Consider the following 15,553-nt stretch of genomic DNA (forward strand, 5'->3'; position numbering starts at 1 on the left):
CTGGGCACTCCCTCGGTACTTCGCTGCTGAGCCACTTGCCTTGCGCGCCGAGCACCATCGGCACGTAGGCCTTGAGGGCCGTGCAGCGCGAATGCGGCTGAGACAGAATCGCGGGTCGGCCGGGCCAGTCGCCTGACTGACCTCCGGGTGCCGAGTAGAGGCAATGCTTGCAGCCGTGGCAGGTGAGGATTGACATCAGGGTGTCTCCGCCATATGCGCCGCGAAGTGCAGGCCGCACAGATGTCGATCAGGCCCGACCTCGTGCGCGTGGTCCTCGCACAGCGGCGCGTCGCAGGTGCCGCCCTCGACCGGCCAGTCGCAGAGGATCGAGCTAATCGCCATGCAGCGCGTGCCGCGGCCGTCGAGCTCGATCCGCGCGACGCACGGCAATGGCGCCGGACGCTTCCTCGTGCTGGTCATCTTGATGTGCACCAGGGCGCCGTGCATGCGGTAGGTCGGCATCAGAACAGCTCCGCCGTGTTAGCCCGCGCGCGCCGCGTCGCGTAGGCGGTCTGCGCGTGGTGCTGCGCGTCATAGCGCAGGTGATGCTTCTGGCACCATGCCCGCAGGTTGTCGTCGCTGCAGTTCTCGGGCGTATGGTCAAGGTGTGCGACGGTGAGGATGATGCGGATCAGCTTGATCGAGGTCCCGTCGGAGCACGCGACCGTGTCGCCAACCTTGTAGCCAGCTTCGCGCAGCGCCGGCGGCATCCGCACCCATTCGTCGCCGCGCCAGTAACCCTCGGAGCGGTGCGGCACGTCGCAGCCAGGCCACTCGCAGCGGTGGTGCGCGCGGCAGACGATGCGATAGCGGATCTCCGGCCAGTCGGCCGGATAGCGCTCTCGGTTCTCAGGACGGATCGGCATCACGCGCTCCGGTTCAGCCAGCAGGCGTCGCCGTCATCTCTGAAGATGCCGCCACAGCCGACCGGCATCGCGGTATCGCAGTTCGGGCAGATCGTCGGCGAGTGCGGCGACGCCTCGACGAACATCGCCTCCCACTCGCGCATGTAGCCGAGCTTGCGCGTGCGCCGCGCCTCGATGAAGTCGCGGTCGAGGCCGAGCATCTCCATGCAGGCGTCGAGTTGCGCGTAGACGTCGCCGATCTCGTGGTGCAGCCGCTCACGGTTCGGTAGGCCGCTGCTCGGGTCGATCTCGTCGATGCCTTGGATCGTGATGCGGGTCGTGACCGCGACTAGCTCGGCGCACTCCTCGCCGGTCTTGCCCATGCGACGCAGCAGCAGCGGATCGGTGATCGGCACCCACTTCGTGACCTTCGGCGCTGTCATGGCTGCTGCCTCCGAAACGCGATCACCCAGATCCAGGGGTTCTGCTGCCACGATCCCGCACCATTTATCGACTCCCACAAGTCCCGATACCACTGACGTGGGTCATCGCCTTGCGCCATGTTCGGGAACGGGCAGCCTTCGTCCATTGCATCGCCTCGGCTGATGCCCTGCAGCCGCTCGATGCGCACGCCGGTGACCTCAAGCGTGATGCGGCTAAGCTTGCGCGGCATATGGATGCTCGGCTTCCACCGGATCATGTCGCGCGTGATCGGCTCATCTTCGTTGCCGTAGTCGCATTCGTCGGCGCGGTAGGCGGTGCCGGTGTAGTCGCCGCCCGTCGTCACCGAAAGGTCGGCCCATGCTTCGCGCACCCACAGCCGGTCGCCGACGACACCGTAGGGACAGGGGAACGGGTCGCCGAGGCCGTGCCCGGTCGCGGCGAGCACGAAGTTCCAGGAACCGTTGCCGTCGGTGTACGGCTCGATCGGGGCGTGCTTCCCGGGCGTGTTCGCGCTGGGGTCGCGTCCTTTCAGCTTCAAGACTCGCCGCGTCTGCGTCTTCGACCCGTCGAGCAGCGCGCGCACCATCGGCGCGGAGAAGAGGATGGGGCGCTCTTTCATGTTCAGAAGCACTCTCCCAATACACTGCATGCATGGGAGACAAGGTTGAAGCGCACTTTCGTACGATGAACAGCCCTGCTGCGCATCGAGTGGCGCAGTGGTCTGGGCTGCTCCGTGATCTTGAGCATGTTCTCAAGATCAATGAGCGGATCGCCCCGATGCTCGGACAGTCGGACGTTGATCAAGTCTTGCTGCGCGCCTACTCGACCTCCGCGACCATCGCGTACGCGCGCTGCTTCGTAAGCGGAGTACGTTCGCGACTCACCCCAGACATTTTTGCCACGCTCACCATTCCGGATGCTGCTGGCTGGCACGAGTACTTTATGGAAACCCGCCACCAGCACGTTGCGCATGCCGGTGGCGTCTTCGATGAAATCACGGTCTGTTGCATGGTCGACCAGGCTGGTGGTTTCCTTGGAATTGGACAGACCATGTCGACTCGGACCGCCGACTCCATGGAGGGCGTACAAATGCTGAGCGCGCTCGCCACGCATGCTCTCGAGTGTGTTTATCGGAAGATCAAACCTTTCAACGAAGCGCTCGACGCTGAGGCCATGGCAATGGGGCCTGCAAGACGTCTGACCCTCCCACTCGCTGCCACGAATGTCATCAGAGGCGGTCGCCCTGATTTGAAGGTGCTGGCCAAAGAAAAGCAGCAGAAGCGCGCCACCAACAGAAAACGTTAGCCGGATCATCGCTTCGCTGTCGCACCATTCGATGGCGGTGTGCTCGCTCATGCTCAACCCCGCGCCGTAGCGCGCTCCCAGATGGTGTCCAGCGTATCGACCTGCTTCTGGCTTGGCCGGCACCCCGCGGCGATCTGCTGCCGCAGCGAATCAACGAAGCCGCGCTCCCAGTCGCTGAGGCGTTCCTCGCGCTTCTCGCAGTCGTCGAGCAGCGTCAGGTATTCGGGCGTCCAGTGGCTCACTCGTACTCTCCCTCGGCGGCCTGCTTCAGGCCTGGCGGCCAGGCCGCCCGGTCCTCGCCATACAGCGCGATCGCGCCGGCCTCGATGGCGGCGTTGTGCTCTTCGTCGGTCGTGCACACGAGCTGGTGCTCGGTGCAGGCGTCGGGGATCATCCGGACGAGCACCGACAGGCATCGTTCGAGGGCGAGGGCGGTTGTGGTCACGAGGCTTCCTCTGCACTGAACAGCAGCGGCTGCACCGCACCGTTCTGGTAGACCGTCGGCAACACGGTGTCAGCCAGCGGCTCGTCGCCGTCCCAGCCATCGGGCCACGTCTCGGCCGCCAGAAGCTCGCGGATGCGCGCCTCCTCCTCCGCGTTGATCAGGCTGAGCAGCGGTCGGCCCATTGCGCGCGCCGCGGCGTTGCATTCGTCCTGGATGCCCAGCACGCGATCGAGCGCCATCGCACGGGCCTCCAGCGTTACCGGCCCCATACGCTGTGGGTTCTTGCCGATGCTGCCGTCCTTCAGGCGCTCGATACCTTCCTTCTTCAGCCGGTTGCCCGGCTCGCGCAACTCACGCCACAGCGGGCGCAGGCGCTTCAACGGCTGCAGGTGCGACCAGGCCGGCGCGCGGAGGATCGTGTTCAGCGCCGTGTCTTCCTGCGCGAGCGGGCAGCCTATGCAGCCGGTGCGCGCGTTGATTTCTTCGGCCTCGTCGCCACCGTAGGCGTCGGCGATCATGGCCGTGGACCAGTCGCCGAACTCAGCCTGTGGCGCCCAGTGCTTCAGCCACTCCCAGACGTGGCACACGCGCCAGTGCAGTAGCGGTGCGAGCGTAGCGATGCGGCCGCGCAGGCCCTTCGCGTTGGGCAGCACCTGCTGATACCAGCCCTGGCCGCACTCGGCGCCATCCTTGCCGCACGACATCTCGATGCGGGCGTCGCGGATCGCGCTCTCACCCTGGCGCACGCCGGTGATCATCAGGACGTTGCCTTCGAACTCGGCGATGCGCTCCGCCAGCGCGTCCTGCATCGGGTCGATCTTGATCTGGCGCGTGCACCAGCGCAGCGTGTTGTTGTTCGGCGGCGGCACACCGCGGCCGAGGATGTAGACCATGAAGCGCTTGTCCATGGGCGCCGTCACGACCTCGACGCGGATGCCGCGCTCGCGCAGTTCGTCCATCAGCTGCTCGGCGGCGATCGCGAGCGGCGGAAGCTCCTGGCGCGTGTCGGCGTAGAAAACCGTGAGCGACCGCGGCCGCCGCACGCGCCCGGTATCGATCAGCCAACAGATCAACGTCAGCGTCGCGCTGCTGTCCTTCCCGCCGGACCACGCGATGCCCCAGTCTTGATGATCTGGGCCGTAGGCCTGCAGCGACTGCACCGTGAGCTCGATGCTTTCCGTCATCTGCAGCCGACGGCCGCCGTCGAAGAACGAGGATTGATGCGTGATCACGCTGCCTGCTCCTCGTTCACCGGCGCCATCGCCTCGCGCACGGCTTCGACCGGCAGCGCGAGCGAGCGCGCCGCCGCCTCGACCGCAGCGTCGCTGTCATGCGGATCGAGCTGCAGCGCGCGCTCGACAGCCGCGCGCACCTGGTCGCGTTGAACGATCGTCATCTGCGTCTCCGATCCGCGAACGGCAATCCCGCGCGCCGCTCGACCATGCTTGGCTTGGGAACGTCAGCAACTTCCAGTTCGTGCTGAAGCGCAGCCATCGCGCGCCGCGCTGCGCGCTCGGCATTGGCGATCTCGTTCATCGACACGCCATCCCGGGCTGCTTGCGCGCTGACGCGAAGCAGGCCCTTGAGGGCACCGAGCGCGTCGCGCATGGCTTCCTGGCTCATGAGCATCAGGCGCCTTGCGACTCGATGAACGCGGCCGTCGCATCCGCAGCACCCGCAGCCAGCGCCGCCTTCGTTTTCTCTCGGCCGCGCGCCGTGCGCGATCCGGCTGGGCTGCGCGTCTCGACTGTCGCCGACTGCGGCGGCGCGTCGCCCGGTGCATTCTTCGGGAATGGCCATGCGCCCTCGGCGCTGACGGCCGACTTGTCCTTGTGCGCCGCGGGAAATGCCGCCTCAGCCGCCGCCTTCGCCTCGGCCTTCGTCGGCTCCTTGTGCTTCGCGGCGGGCTTCGTGCCAGCGGCCGCGCGCTCTGCCGCGCCAGGCTTGTGCGTCGGCGCCGGCTTGACCGGGTCCTCGATCTCTTGCTGCGCCGGCTCGTGCTGCTCGACCGTGACGTCGACCTCGCGCGACTTGTACTTCGCCAGCTTGGCGAACACGGTCTCGGATGCGTTCGGCGCGTCGAGAACGAACTTCAGCTCGACCGTCCCGCCGTCTTGCGGCTTGATGCGCATGCGGTGGATGCGGCAGTCGTCGAGCGGCAGGTTCGTCGTCGCGAAGGAGATCAGCATCTTCAGCGCCGTCAGCTCGCCGCCCCAGGGAAGCGACTTCACATGCGAGCCGATGCCCGAGAGCTTCGGTAGGTCGGTGACCGGTTCGACGCCGTCGAGCGTGCCCGTGGTGTTGTCCTTGCGCTTCGTCGCCGTCGCCTCGTTCACGCCGGGCGCCTTCGTGAACAGGAATGGCTTGAGCGCCGGGTCGATGCTGAGCAGGATGTGGTTGCTGAGCTTCATGCTCATCGGCAGCTGCACGCCCGGGTTCTCGTCGGGCTGTCGGTTCTTCTGACTCAGGACGCGCACGTCGTCGAGCCGAGCCTTGGTGGGGGTGAGGATCTGAAACGTCATGCGGGCTCCTGGTTGTGGTTGGGGCGGTGGAATACCTTGGTGAACGCACGGTTGACGCAGTGGCCACGCTCCAGCGCGGCGCCGGCGAAGCGCGCGCGATCGCGGTGGCTGTGCGAGGCCTGGCGCAGCAGGCCGAGGTAGCTGTTCGCGGCCTGGTAGACCTCATCGGCGGGCATCTCGTGCAGGCGCTGCAGGCCGGAGCGCAAGGTGCGCGGCCGCGTGGTGCGCCGCCACGGCTTGACGACGAACCCGACGAAGTCGACGCCGCGCTCAACGGGCTGCAGGATCGTCTTGCGCGGGTTCAGCGCCAGGTGCAGCACCTCGGGCAGGAACGCAGCGATGCGGTCGTGCGCGGCCCGCAGCCACTGCGGCGATTCGTGGATCAGGATGAAGTCGTCGACGTAGCGCACGTACCGCGGCGCGCGCAGCTGGTGCTTCACGAACTGGTCGAGATCGTTCAACAGCACGTTCGCGAAGAACTGCGACGACAGATTGCCGATCGGCAGACCGTGATCGTCGGGCGCGTTGAACAGGCTCTTGTGCGCCGGCACGAACGCGAGCAGCTTGGGCGTGGATCGAACGTCGACATCGGCGCGCGGATCGTGCATCAGGATGACGTCGGCCAGCCAGCGCCAGAACGGCTCGGTGACCTTGGCGTGCAGCTGGGCACGCAGAACGGTCTTATCGATGCTGACGAAGAAGTTCGCCAGGTCGAGCTTCAGGTAGTGCGCCGGCCGCGACCAGTTCTGCGTCGCGCTGCGCACCTGGTGCTCGAGGCGCTGCGCCGCGTAGAGCGTGCCGCGGCCCGGGATGCAGGCGCAGCTGTCGGCGGTAAAGGCAGCGTGGAAGCGCGGCGCGATGTGGTTGTACAGCAGGTGGTGGACGACACGATCGGCGAAGTCGGCCGCCCACACCTCGCGCGCCTTGGGCCGCGTGATGACGAAACAGATCGACCGGCCCGGCCTATACGAGCCGTCGATCAGTTCACCGTAGAGCGTGCAGAGGTTGCGCTCCAGGTGGGCCTCGAATGCGAGCGCGCTGGCGCTGTTGCGCTTGGCCTTGCGGCAGTCGCGATAGGCGAGCACCAGCTGCTCGAAGGTGCACGCGGAAGATGAATTTGCGGACGGCTCGGGCCAGGAACTCGTTGTTCTTGTCGTTGTTGTTCTGGTTGCCGTTGTTGAAGTTCTGAATCCAGGCACTGCCGGCAGAGAACTGCGTCGATTCGAGCAATCAACGTCACCCGGCCGAAGGCTCGCGCCGATCAGCAGGGGAACTGCGCCGGGCCGGGCCTGCACGTTGGCAGCGGTCTCCGTGGTGCGCGTGGCGGTGCCTTCGTGAGGCAGCGGCTCGACCAGATTCATGCGCACGGGCATGCAGGCCTTGACCTTCACGCTGCAGGCGCCTTCTCGCGTGAGGACTTGAGCCAGCCGCCGCCTTGCTTGCCGATGCTGTCGAGCAGCTGCGTGGCGTCGGCCCAAAGTTTCCAGGAGATGAGCCGTTTCTCCAGGCTGACCCGCAGCAGCACCGACGTGACGTGGTGCAGCTTGAGCAGCTCCTCGATGTGCGCCGCACGCTCGCGCTGGCGCGTAGCGTTCGCCATCGCCATCTCGTTGAGCATGTCGATGCAGTGCGAGTGGATCTTCTCCCCGATCGACCGCTTGAACTCGCGGCGCATCTGCAGCTGCACGTCGAGTGCGAGCGACAGAAGGTCGCAGCCCTTCTTGTAGATCGGCAGGTCGGTGTGGAGGCTCATGGCTCAAAGAATTGAAGGATCAAAGAGGCAATCTGCGGACGGCTCGGGCCAGGAACTCGAGGCTCTTGTCGCTGGTGTCCTGGCTGCCGTTGCCGAAGCCCTGAACCCAGGCACTGCCGGCAGAGAACTGCGTGGCCGTCCAATGCCAGTTGTTCGTGTCGAACTGGTCGCGCAGGTTGGCGTAGAGCAGCGCCGATTCGAAGCGCGTGGGCAACTCGCCGCCGACGCCCTTGGCCCATGCATCGGCCGCGTCCCAGTTCATCTTCTTGTCCGACTTCGCGTCGAGCAGGAACAGGTGATGGCTCGGCGCGCCATCGACGAACGCGATGCCGGCGTAGCGCTCGCCTGGCTGGGCGGCCGGCACGTTCGGCAATGCGAACGCAGGTGCCGACTGGGCCGCGGGTCGATTCATGATTCGATCGATGAGGGCGGTCACTTCGGCGGTCAGGCTGCCGACGTTGACGATGACGGTCGTGGTCATTGGAGGGGGTCCTGTGGAGTTGGAAGGATTGAAGGACTAAGCCTTGAATCTGCGGACGGCTCGGGCCAGGAACTCGTGGCCCTTGTCGCCGTCGTCCTGGCCGCCGTAGCTGAAGAACTGAATCCAGGCACTGCCGGCAGAGAACTGCGTGCTGGCCCAGTACCACTCCGGTTCGAAGGCCTCGGCTCCGCCCGCCTGAAACGCCGCGGCCAGGGTCTGGCTCGGCAGGTCCTCGGTGTACGGATAGCCGACCGGCAGCGAACTCGGGTTGTCGCCGTTGCGATAGACGTAGTTTTCGCGCGTCGTCGGCTTCAGGTTGCGGTACGCGAGTTCGAGCACGTCGCGGCTCGCGATCGACCAGTCGTTGCAGCCGCCGATCGACAAGCCAAGCACCTTCTGCGCGAGCTCGCTGCCGGACTCGGCCATCGCGAGCGTGTTCGCGCGGCAGTCGAAGTAGCTGCGCGCGCCCGGCACGTCGAGGCCGCGCTTGCCCCACTTGCCGCGGAACTCGCCGAGCGCCTTGGGCGCAACGGCGATGCCGTAGACGCCGTCCGGCATGGTGATGTAGCCGGCGAAGAACCCGCCTTCGACGGGCGTGCCGAAGGTGAGGGTGGCAAGGGCTGCGACGCGTGGATCGTTCATGAATGCTCCTGTGGTGGATGGCTTTGGAGAAGAGAAGAGGGCGACCGATTGCTCGGTGCAGGCTGGTCAAAAGGGAGGGGAGGGAGACAGAGGAATGGCCAGCCCGGCGCGCCCGAAAACTCAGGCGATGGCCTTGCGGCGCGCCGTGTAGATCTCTGTCAGCCGATCGCGCATCGCCTCGTCGGGGATGTCGCGCAGCTCATCGGCGGCCAGGTCGAGTACGTCGGTGTCGGTGCAGCTCTGCAGCTTCTTCGCGAAGCCCGCTTCGTCGAACACCGGCCGGCCGATCTCGCCCGTGTCGGGGTCGACGATGGGCTTCTTCGCCGGCGCGGTCTTCTTCGCTGCCGCTGCAGCCTTCACGGCCTCGATACCACTCGACGCCGGCGGCTCGGTGGCGGTCTCGAACCACTCCGACGCATCGCTCATCTCGTCGCGCAGGCTGGCGTAGATGCGCTTCAGCATCACGACCTGCGTCGGCGTGATCGCGTCGAGCCGGCGCTGGATGCGCTTCTCGATCTGCCCCTTCGTGACGCCGAATTGCGCGAAGGCCTCGACCATCTTGTGCATCGCATCGGCCGACGTGTCGGCCTTGGTTCGCAGCGTCAGCGCGGCCTGCTCCATCGCGCTGTCGATCACGTCTTGCGGCAGGATCGCCAGGATGCAGGCGCGCTTGCGGCGCTGCGCCATGTTCGCGCACAGCTCGTATATCTCGCGTTCCTCCTTCAGCTTGTAGCCGCCACTCTTGGTGTCGCGCCAGTGCTTGGCAATGAACGTGATGCGACTCGGCACGCGCGTCTGCAGGTCGATGGCGAATGCCTCTACCTCGCTGAACGGCACGCCGTCATGCCCGATGCCGCGCGAGATTTCCCGCCACCCGAACTCGATGTTTCCCCACTGCTGCGCGATGGCCTGCGCCGAGTGGATGCTCGGACCGGCCACGCTGCTGCCGCCTTTGCCGTACTCGTACTGCGCGCGCTCGGCCAGGCCGGGCCGGCTGAACGCGTTGATGATGCCGTCCATCGCCTTGCGCTCGTCGCGCGGGAACTGCTGCGCCATCAGGTACTTGGTCTGCATCTCGGCCAGCTCGCGACTCTGGGTCTGGCGCGCGCCCGATGTCTCGGCGACGGTGGCGGAGCGCTGGGCGGCAAAGGGCGATTCGATTACTTCGTTCATGGGGTCTCCCTCGTGGTGGTGATGGTTCAGCGCGCCCAGGCGGGCAGCGCGATCGGTTGGATCGTTGTCTGGTAGCCGGGCCAAACGCCGGTACGGCGGCACTCGGCGTAGAGGTCGAGCAAGCGGCGGTTCTCGATGCGCGCGCGCTCGAGCACGTCGTCGCCGAGCAGGTAGGCGGCAGCCGCGTGCGGCCAGGACGACTCGACCGCCGCGAAGACGAAGCCGTGCACGCGCTTGCCGGTGGCGCGCTCGTAGCCGTCGGAGTACCACGCGGCCTGCAGCCAGTAGTCGAAGTTCCAGATCTGCCGGCTGAATCCTTCCGGGCTCGCGTCCTGGCAGGTCTTGCCGTCGACCAGGATCACGCCGTCGCCTGCGGGACTCGTCCAGTCAGGTCGGCACTTGCACAGCTCGCCGGTGGCTTCGTCAATCCAGAAGGCCGAGGCCTCGCCGAATCCATCGGACAGCAGCGCCGCGACCTCCGGCAGCTGGCGCAGCGCCGCGGCCTGAGCGCGCGCGGTGAGCAGCTGCACCGCGTCGATGATCTCGCGCGAGCCGCTGTTCGCGTCGCGCCACGCCTTGCCTTCCTTGGTCAAGAAGTTCATGCCGTCCGGCTTGACCAGGTAGCGCGCCTCGACTTGGTCCGGCTCGAAGATCGCGCAGTGCACGAGCGTGCCGTTCTTGAGCGCCGGCGTCGGTTCGCCCGGTGGCGGGCGGTTTGGATCCAGCTGCAGACCGAAGAAGTGCGCCGGGCTCTGACGCATGCGCTTCAGGCCGCCGGCGCTCATCGCGTGCGTGGCGTGGTATTCCTCGGCCGGCATGCTGAGGTGCAGGCCCATCGAAAGGTTGGAGCGTGCGTTCATGCCTCGGCCCTCCCGATGACGGCCTGTGCATCCCGGACTGCAGCGCTCGCGGTGTTGCGCGCATCCTGGTCGGCGATGACCAGGCGCGCCGACGACAGAAGGAAGGTCACGCGCTTGAGCTGGGCCAGCATGTCCAGCGGCAGCGTGTCGTCGACGTGCAGGTTGTGCAGCACGCGGGCGGTGATGGCGACGTTCATCAGAACCATCCTTTCTTCAGGAGCGCGAGCACCAGACCAATGCCGGCCGCAATCGCGAACCACAGCGGCCAGCGCGCGTCGAACCACGTCAGCGCGCGATCGAAGCGCTCGAACGGGTTGGCGTATTCGGGCGACACGGGGAATGCCGCGTCGGTGCCGTACATCGAGCGCGCGAAGCGGCGCGTCGTCGGTGCGCCCTCGTCGGCCTCGATCAGGTCCTCGCGTTCATCGTCGGTCAGCGGCTCAGGCATCGCCTTGCCGATGAAGAACGGCCGATCGCCCGGCATCCGACGACGGTCGTCGCCGAAGTAAGCCATCGGCGCCTCGCTGTCAGCCTCGGTGCCGCGGAACTGGAAGATGCGCGCGGTCATGAGACGCTCCCGGTGGTCTCGCCAAGCCGCGCGATCCGGGCGTTGCGTGCCGCGATCTCGGCCTCGGTGGGCGTGTCGTTCATGGCGCGGGGCAGTGCAGCAGCCGCTTCGGGGCAGCCGTGGCTGCGCAGGAAGTGCTGCAGCACGACCTCTAGGCCGCCGAGGAAGCCATAGGTAGCCGAGCTGTGTCCGCCACTGGTGCGGGCCGCGATCGCGTGCCCGGCAACGTTGGCGCTGCGGATGTCCGCCACCAGCGCCATGGCCTCGCGCTTGCTGATGGTGCTCATGACGCGCTCCCGGTGGCCTTGATCTGCCACACCGGCGCGTCGACGAATCCGCTCCGAGCTGCGGGCAGGTCGTCGCGCTGGATGAACAGGCCGCCAGCCATCGCCTCACGCGCCAGCTCCTGGTTCTCGCCGTACGTCTTCGCGTAGAAGCAGTCCGCCGGCAAGTCCTTCGAGTCTTGCGAGCACTCGGGGCGGTACATGTTGACGCTGAGCTTCCCGAGCGGCTCGCCGTCGTCGAGGCTCAAGAGGATGGCGATCGGGCCGGTAGCGCTCCCGTAAGTGGCACGCGCCACGTTGACGGTGCCCCAGCGCTTGCTTTGGAAGGTGCCGATGTGCGCGCCCATCACTCGCCCGCCTCGTCACGCTCGCGGCGCATGTCGGCGGCGTGATCCGCGCCTTCCTGCTCGCGGACTTCAAGCCAGCGCTCGGACCCGACCCGGCAGATTTCCGCCATGAACGCGCTGTCCACCTGCGCGTCTCGCGCCATCAGCTGCTGCAGGTTGCGCGGCTTGCGCTGTGCGTGCGCGGCGCTCACAGCGGCTCTCCGACGAGTTCTTCACCGACGCTGACCAGCTTCTCGAACAGGAAGCTCTGCAGCTCGCGGGTCAGGTCCTTCCAGCCGTGGCGCAGGTGCAGGTACTCTTCGATCAGCGTCGACGCGATCTGCTTCGTGCCGCCGAGTTGGAACGCGCGCTCCGCGACGAAGATCGTCTGGTCCTGCGCCAGGCCGAGGCAACCCTCGCCGAGCGACTCGACGACCTTGATCGGGTAGGCGTCGCGGATCTTGAAGCCGATCTTGGCGCAGAAGTCGAGCGCCCGATTCAGGCTGGCCAGCTGCACGCGCGTCAACAGGATCTCGCGCGGGTTGAACGGCTGCTTGGTGGCGTCCATCCAGACGTTCGCCGCCGACTTGTTGACCTTGGTCATCCGGTCGCCGATGCAGTCGCCGACGACTCGCAGGAACGCCTCGCTCGGCGCGATGCCCCAGCCGTGGAAGTCGAGGCCGCCTTCGAGCGTTTCCGGCGAAGCCGTCACGCATGCGCGGATGTAGCCTTCGTCGTCGCTGCGCAGGATCGCGCGGCGCACGCGCTGGTAGGGCTCCCAGTGGTTCTTGGCGGTGCGGTCCTCGGTCAGTTCGAGCAGGCCGCTGTCGTTGTAGGTGAACATGCCCGGCGCGCCGAAGCGATGCACGCGCACGCCGCGGTAGAAGAAGTCGCTGCCCCCGCGCCGGCGCACCTCGGTGTCGCCGACCTTGAAGGCCGGTGCATCCTCGAGGATGTACAGGTGCCGGTCGGCATAGGCCTCGGCGAACGCGTCGCCCTTGACGGTGATGGTCGTGAAGCCGGCGGCCGGGATCGGCAGCTCTTCGGACGCGCGGATCAGGCCCTGCTCGTCCTTGCAGTTGCAGGCGATCTCGCGGTAGGCCATCCACACGTCCCACTGCTTGCCGAGCTGTGTCGTGAAGCCGATGCTGGCCGGCGCGCCGTCGTCGACCGCCATCGTGACGAAGTCGAACTCCTGGCCGCGCACGATTTCGCGCGAGGTGCCGAAGCGGATCGCCGACAGGCCGGCGTGCACGGTGACCTCGTGGCCGGTGCGCAGCAGCACCGCGATCGCGTATTTCAGGCCGGTGCCGAAGAAGCCGATCGGGCTGTCGCCTTCCTTGACGCTGACGCCGAAGGAGGAGATCGAGCGCACGTCGATCTCGCCGGGGTTCTCGAAGACGATGAGCGCGCTCATGCCGAGGCTCCCGCAGCCATCGCCACCACGAACTTCGCCGCCGCCAGCCACTTCCAGCCTGCGACGATCAACTCGATCGCGAGCCAGGCGGCGAGCACGACCGCCACGCCGGCGATCAGGCGCACGGCGCTGATCTCGTGCCAGGCGGCATCGGACGGCGCGGCGGTGAGCCGGGCCGGCGGTTTGTGGCGGGTGTTGCTGGGGGTGTTCGCTTCCATCTCCGCTCCCGTTGGGGTGTCGATGGAGTAGACTGTAGCAAACGCTACTAAGCAGTGCAATAGCAAATGCTACGGTTAAGCAGAAATATTTTCAGAGCCCTGCATCAAGTGGCCCGCAGCCAATGAAAAAGCCCGGCGCGGTGCGGGGCTCAACAGGAGAACAGAAGGTGCAACAGGATCAGCAGCGGGGCGACGAACTGCGCGCAGCGTCAGAGGCCGTTGGGGGTGGCGCCGCCACGTCGGGGCGCTTCATGTTCGCCGGTGCCGAGTCTCGCGGACCCGAGCGCTGGCACCACGCTATTGCGCGGTGGGTGGCCTGGCAAGCTCTTCGATGGTTGTATCGAGATCACGAGCGAGCTGAAGGAAGGCCGCTGCTATTTCTTGCAACGCCTGCCCACGAATATCCAGCTGTACCTGGACGGTCGAGAGCTTTTCTGTACGCTGAAACTCGACCACGATCGCTGGTGTTCTCGGATCCGCGCGCGCGACGCTATGCGGAATGACGAGCTGGTCGAAGAACTGCGTCATGGCTGACGGGCCCAGACAAGCGTTGGTTGTGAGTCGCCAGGTAGGACCCATTTGATCTCGTCAATGTGGCCGGCAATCCGCCATGTCTTTGTTCGCGACTGAACAGGCAGATCAACGGTGGGAGTGTTCTCGCTCTCCAGTACTTCTACGGGCACGCCGGCACTGTTCGCGCTGATCGTGAATACGATTTCGACTCTGACCCCGGAGCGTTTGATCTCGCGGTACTGTGACGGAGACAGTTTGATCTGCGACCCCCACAACTTGACCCCGGCGGGGTCGTCGTTCTGCACGAAGATCGACTCGCACTTCTGGACGCGCACCTTCGCCTTGATTCCAAACGCGTTCTGCCCATAGAACGAGCCCGTCTGTTTGCACTCGCCTGCAATGCTCAAGCTGCTGACAGTCTGGAGCGGCGAGCCGAACAGCACGCGGCCGGCCTCTTGGTCGTAGTCCGGCAAGAGGGTAATCATGTCGATGGCGCTCAACTGGCCAGCCAATGCGACCTTGGAGCCCACGGTGATCGGCGCGTCGGCAGGGATCTCACGCCGAAACTTCTCCGCATTTGCCTTTGCGAACGCGACCAGCGCAGCATTGTCGGAAGCCCCGGCAGCGCCAGAGCAGATGAGGCATGCGAGGGCCGTACCGAGAGTTGATTTCATCATGACCCATCCTTCAGGCAGCAATGCGGGCTAGAAAAGGCCCCAGGTGCGATCGATCGACTCCACCCGAACGAGGGCGCTCATTCGAGGGGTGATCACTTTCGGTGGGGATGCCGCTCGCGCTGGCAGCTGATAGTTTCGAGCGGGGATTCTCACGCCGCCTTGTCCTTTTGTGCGGTGCCTCCTGCGTGGGGGCCAGAGTGGCCGCGCTTGCGCGAGAGGATGGCGTCGATCTTCTCCAGCATCGCATCTTCAACTGCCCCTTTTTCCCGTTCTGTCAAAGTCTCGAAGACCGTTTGCGAGACCTGCTCAAACGGCCAGCCCCGGGAGCCGAACCATCCCTTCATGCCATCCAGCGCCTCAATCTCCGCGATGGTTTTTTCAGTGATCGCGCGGCCGCTTTCGTTGAGCATCTGGCGGATGAAGCCGCCGTTCTGGTGACCGAGAGCTTTCCCGAGCGCATCGCTGCTGCCGTCAAATTTCTTGTCGATGGCCTCTTTCAGCCGGACGCGGCGGCGCTTCATTTCTTCCAATGACAGCTTCATCCGCAGCAGGCTAGGACCACAGACCGAAGCGTTTGCTACTTGCGCCGCCGTAGCGTTTGCTACTATCATCGCGGCATGAACCTGCACGACTACCTACAAGCCGAGGGCTCGCTGACGGTTTCTGCATTGCGAGCGCTGATCAATGTCAACAGCGACGCTCAGGTGAGGCAATGGCAACACGGCTACGGTGGCAGATTGCCGTCGCCGGAGAACTGCGTGGCGATCGAACAGGCCACCGACCGGAAGGTTATGCGCTGGGACCTTCGCCCCGAAGATTGGCATCGCATCTGGCCCGAGTTGATTGGCGCTGAGGGCGCTCCGGCGATTCCGAGAGACGCCCCCGAGGGCGCACCGCTCCCTTTCCAGGTCCCCGCCGAAGTGACCGCCGCAGATCGCGGTGAGGCGGCCGGCTCTGATGCCGCGAAGGCGGCCTGAGCCGTGCGCGCTCACAGCTCTATGCCGCGGGCGATCAACCCCCGCAGCTTTCGAATCAATTGCGCCAGCGCGCGCCGCGCCCAGGTGTCGTTGTCCATGGCCG

28 protein-coding genes are annotated in these 15,553 nt (G+C 66.1%); 2 read left to right on the plus strand and 26 right to left on the minus strand.

Features of this window, described 5'->3' with window-relative positions; all coding sequences use genetic code 11:
• Positions 1-195: 195 nt before the first annotated feature.
• Genes AC1DTW_RS19395 through AC1DTW_RS19410 form a run of 4 tightly spaced genes read right to left on the minus strand, consistent with a single transcriptional unit; the run spans position 196 to position 1,908 of the window.
• On the minus strand, positions 196-462 hold the full coding sequence (locus AC1DTW_RS19395; protein ID WP_477982993.1) for a hypothetical protein: 267 nt from the start codon (positions 460-462) through the stop codon (positions 196-198).
• Positions 462-866, minus strand: coding sequence for a hypothetical protein (locus tag AC1DTW_RS19400; RefSeq protein WP_477983122.1), 405 nt, complete (start codon positions 864-866; stop codon positions 462-464). Before AC1DTW_RS19400 ends, AC1DTW_RS19395 begins: the two co-directional genes overlap by 1 nt.
• On the minus strand, positions 866-1,288 hold the full coding sequence (locus AC1DTW_RS19405) for a hypothetical protein (RefSeq protein WP_477982995.1): 423 nt from the start codon (positions 1,286-1,288) through the stop codon (positions 866-868). The genes AC1DTW_RS19400 and AC1DTW_RS19405 overlap by 1 nt, the downstream gene beginning before the upstream one ends.
• Positions 1,285-1,908 (minus strand): hypothetical protein, encoded by a 624-nt coding sequence (locus AC1DTW_RS19410; RefSeq protein ID WP_477982997.1) that lies wholly within the window; start codon positions 1,906-1,908, stop codon positions 1,285-1,287. Before AC1DTW_RS19410 ends, AC1DTW_RS19405 begins: the two co-directional genes overlap by 4 nt.
• A 65-nt stretch (positions 1,909-1,973) precedes the next feature.
• On the opposite strand from AC1DTW_RS19410, the gene AC1DTW_RS19415 reads away from it, so the two are divergent.
• A complete protein-coding gene (locus tag AC1DTW_RS19415; protein WP_477982998.1) occupies positions 1,974-2,594 on the plus strand; it encodes a hypothetical protein in 621 nt (206 codons plus the stop codon).
• A 53-nt stretch (positions 2,595-2,647) separates the two neighbouring features.
• Here AC1DTW_RS19415 and AC1DTW_RS19420 read toward each other — a convergent pair whose 3' ends face one another.
• From AC1DTW_RS19420 to AC1DTW_RS19525, 22 genes are all read right to left on the minus strand, one after another.
• Positions 2,648-2,836 (minus strand): hypothetical protein, encoded by a 189-nt coding sequence (locus AC1DTW_RS19420; protein WP_477983000.1) that lies wholly within the window; start codon positions 2,834-2,836, stop codon positions 2,648-2,650.
• The gene (locus AC1DTW_RS19425) at positions 2,833-3,039 is read right to left on the minus strand and encodes a hypothetical protein (protein WP_477983001.1); all 207 of its coding nucleotides are present in this window, start codon (positions 3,037-3,039) and stop codon (positions 2,833-2,835) included. Before AC1DTW_RS19425 ends, AC1DTW_RS19420 begins: the two co-directional genes overlap by 4 nt.
• A complete protein-coding gene (locus AC1DTW_RS19430) occupies positions 3,036-4,271 on the minus strand; it encodes a phosphoadenosine phosphosulfate reductase domain-containing protein (RefSeq protein ID WP_477983002.1) in 1,236 nt (411 codons plus the stop codon). The genes AC1DTW_RS19425 and AC1DTW_RS19430 overlap by 4 nt, the downstream gene beginning before the upstream one ends.
• Positions 4,268-4,435 carry a hypothetical protein gene (locus AC1DTW_RS19435; RefSeq protein ID WP_477983003.1) on the minus strand — a complete coding sequence of 56 codons (168 nt, stop codon included), beginning with the start codon at positions 4,433-4,435 and terminating at the stop codon, positions 4,268-4,270. The genes AC1DTW_RS19430 and AC1DTW_RS19435 overlap by 4 nt, the downstream gene beginning before the upstream one ends.
• Entirely contained in the window at positions 4,432-4,662 is a 231-nt protein-coding gene (locus tag AC1DTW_RS19440; protein WP_477983004.1) for a hypothetical protein, read from the minus strand. Before AC1DTW_RS19440 ends, AC1DTW_RS19435 begins: the two co-directional genes overlap by 4 nt.
• Before the next feature lie 5 nt (positions 4,663-4,667).
• The gene (locus AC1DTW_RS19445; protein ID WP_477983006.1) at positions 4,668-5,561 is read right to left on the minus strand and encodes a hypothetical protein; all 894 of its coding nucleotides are present in this window, start codon (positions 5,559-5,561) and stop codon (positions 4,668-4,670) included.
• Positions 5,558-6,646: an RNA-directed DNA polymerase gene (locus AC1DTW_RS19450; RefSeq protein ID WP_477983007.1), complete on the minus strand. Its 1,089-nt coding sequence runs from the start codon at positions 6,644-6,646 to the stop codon at positions 5,558-5,560. The genes AC1DTW_RS19445 and AC1DTW_RS19450 overlap by 4 nt, the downstream gene beginning before the upstream one ends.
• A gap of 302 nt (positions 6,647-6,948) precedes the next feature.
• Positions 6,949-7,314 (minus strand): four helix bundle protein, encoded by a 366-nt coding sequence (locus tag AC1DTW_RS19455; RefSeq protein ID WP_477983009.1) that lies wholly within the window; start codon positions 7,312-7,314, stop codon positions 6,949-6,951.
• 19 nt (positions 7,315-7,333) lie between these two features.
• Positions 7,334-7,795, minus strand: a complete 462-nt coding sequence (locus AC1DTW_RS19460; RefSeq protein WP_477983010.1) for an Lcl C-terminal domain-containing protein — start codon at positions 7,793-7,795, stop codon at positions 7,334-7,336.
• 36 nt (positions 7,796-7,831) lie between these two features.
• Positions 7,832-8,437 (minus strand): Lcl C-terminal domain-containing protein, encoded by a 606-nt coding sequence (locus AC1DTW_RS19465; RefSeq protein WP_477983012.1) that lies wholly within the window; start codon positions 8,435-8,437, stop codon positions 7,832-7,834.
• A 120-nt stretch (positions 8,438-8,557) separates the two neighbouring features.
• Positions 8,558-9,610 carry a hypothetical protein gene (locus AC1DTW_RS19470; RefSeq protein ID WP_477983013.1) on the minus strand — a complete coding sequence of 351 codons (1,053 nt, stop codon included), beginning with the start codon at positions 9,608-9,610 and terminating at the stop codon, positions 8,558-8,560.
• A gap of 26 nt (positions 9,611-9,636) precedes the next feature.
• Positions 9,637-10,470, minus strand: a complete 834-nt coding sequence (locus AC1DTW_RS19475) for a PD-(D/E)XK nuclease-like domain-containing protein (protein ID WP_477983015.1) — start codon at positions 10,468-10,470, stop codon at positions 9,637-9,639.
• Complete coding sequence (locus AC1DTW_RS19480) at positions 10,467-10,667, minus strand: hypothetical protein (RefSeq protein WP_477983016.1); 201 nt, start codon at positions 10,665-10,667, stop codon at positions 10,467-10,469. The genes AC1DTW_RS19475 and AC1DTW_RS19480 overlap by 4 nt, the downstream gene beginning before the upstream one ends.
• Positions 10,667-11,038 (minus strand): hypothetical protein, encoded by a 372-nt coding sequence (locus AC1DTW_RS19485; RefSeq protein WP_477983018.1) that lies wholly within the window; start codon positions 11,036-11,038, stop codon positions 10,667-10,669. Before AC1DTW_RS19485 ends, AC1DTW_RS19480 begins: the two co-directional genes overlap by 1 nt.
• Complete coding sequence (locus tag AC1DTW_RS19490; RefSeq protein WP_477983019.1) at positions 11,035-11,325, minus strand: hypothetical protein; 291 nt, start codon at positions 11,323-11,325, stop codon at positions 11,035-11,037. The genes AC1DTW_RS19485 and AC1DTW_RS19490 overlap by 4 nt, the downstream gene beginning before the upstream one ends.
• A complete protein-coding gene (locus AC1DTW_RS19495; RefSeq protein WP_477983021.1) occupies positions 11,322-11,669 on the minus strand; it encodes a hypothetical protein in 348 nt (115 codons plus the stop codon). The genes AC1DTW_RS19490 and AC1DTW_RS19495 overlap by 4 nt, the downstream gene beginning before the upstream one ends.
• Positions 11,669-11,860, minus strand: a complete 192-nt coding sequence (locus AC1DTW_RS19500; protein ID WP_477983023.1) for a hypothetical protein — start codon at positions 11,858-11,860, stop codon at positions 11,669-11,671. Before AC1DTW_RS19500 ends, AC1DTW_RS19495 begins: the two co-directional genes overlap by 1 nt.
• A complete protein-coding gene (locus AC1DTW_RS19505) occupies positions 11,857-13,065 on the minus strand; it encodes a hypothetical protein (protein ID WP_477983025.1) in 1,209 nt (402 codons plus the stop codon). The genes AC1DTW_RS19500 and AC1DTW_RS19505 overlap by 4 nt, the downstream gene beginning before the upstream one ends.
• A complete protein-coding gene (locus tag AC1DTW_RS19510; RefSeq protein ID WP_477983027.1) occupies positions 13,062-13,283 on the minus strand; it encodes a hypothetical protein in 222 nt (73 codons plus the stop codon). The genes AC1DTW_RS19505 and AC1DTW_RS19510 overlap by 4 nt, the downstream gene beginning before the upstream one ends.
• 297 nt (positions 13,284-13,580) lie before the next feature.
• Positions 13,581-13,811 (minus strand): hypothetical protein, encoded by a 231-nt coding sequence (locus AC1DTW_RS19515; protein WP_477983029.1) that lies wholly within the window; start codon positions 13,809-13,811, stop codon positions 13,581-13,583.
• Positions 13,808-14,473 (minus strand): hypothetical protein, encoded by a 666-nt coding sequence (locus AC1DTW_RS19520; protein ID WP_477983031.1) that lies wholly within the window; start codon positions 14,471-14,473, stop codon positions 13,808-13,810. Before AC1DTW_RS19520 ends, AC1DTW_RS19515 begins: the two co-directional genes overlap by 4 nt.
• A gap of 149 nt (positions 14,474-14,622) precedes the next feature.
• Positions 14,623-15,015, minus strand: a complete 393-nt coding sequence (locus tag AC1DTW_RS19525) for a hypothetical protein (RefSeq protein ID WP_477983033.1) — start codon at positions 15,013-15,015, stop codon at positions 14,623-14,625.
• A 75-nt stretch (positions 15,016-15,090) separates the two neighbouring features.
• Between AC1DTW_RS19525 and AC1DTW_RS19530 the strand changes: the two genes are divergently transcribed.
• On the plus strand, positions 15,091-15,450 hold the full coding sequence (locus AC1DTW_RS19530; RefSeq protein ID WP_477983035.1) for a transcriptional regulator: 360 nt from the start codon (positions 15,091-15,093) through the stop codon (positions 15,448-15,450).
• Positions 15,451-15,553: the final 103 nt, after the last annotated feature.

It is taken from the genome of Rhizobacter sp. P5_A1 (assembly GCF_056400745.1).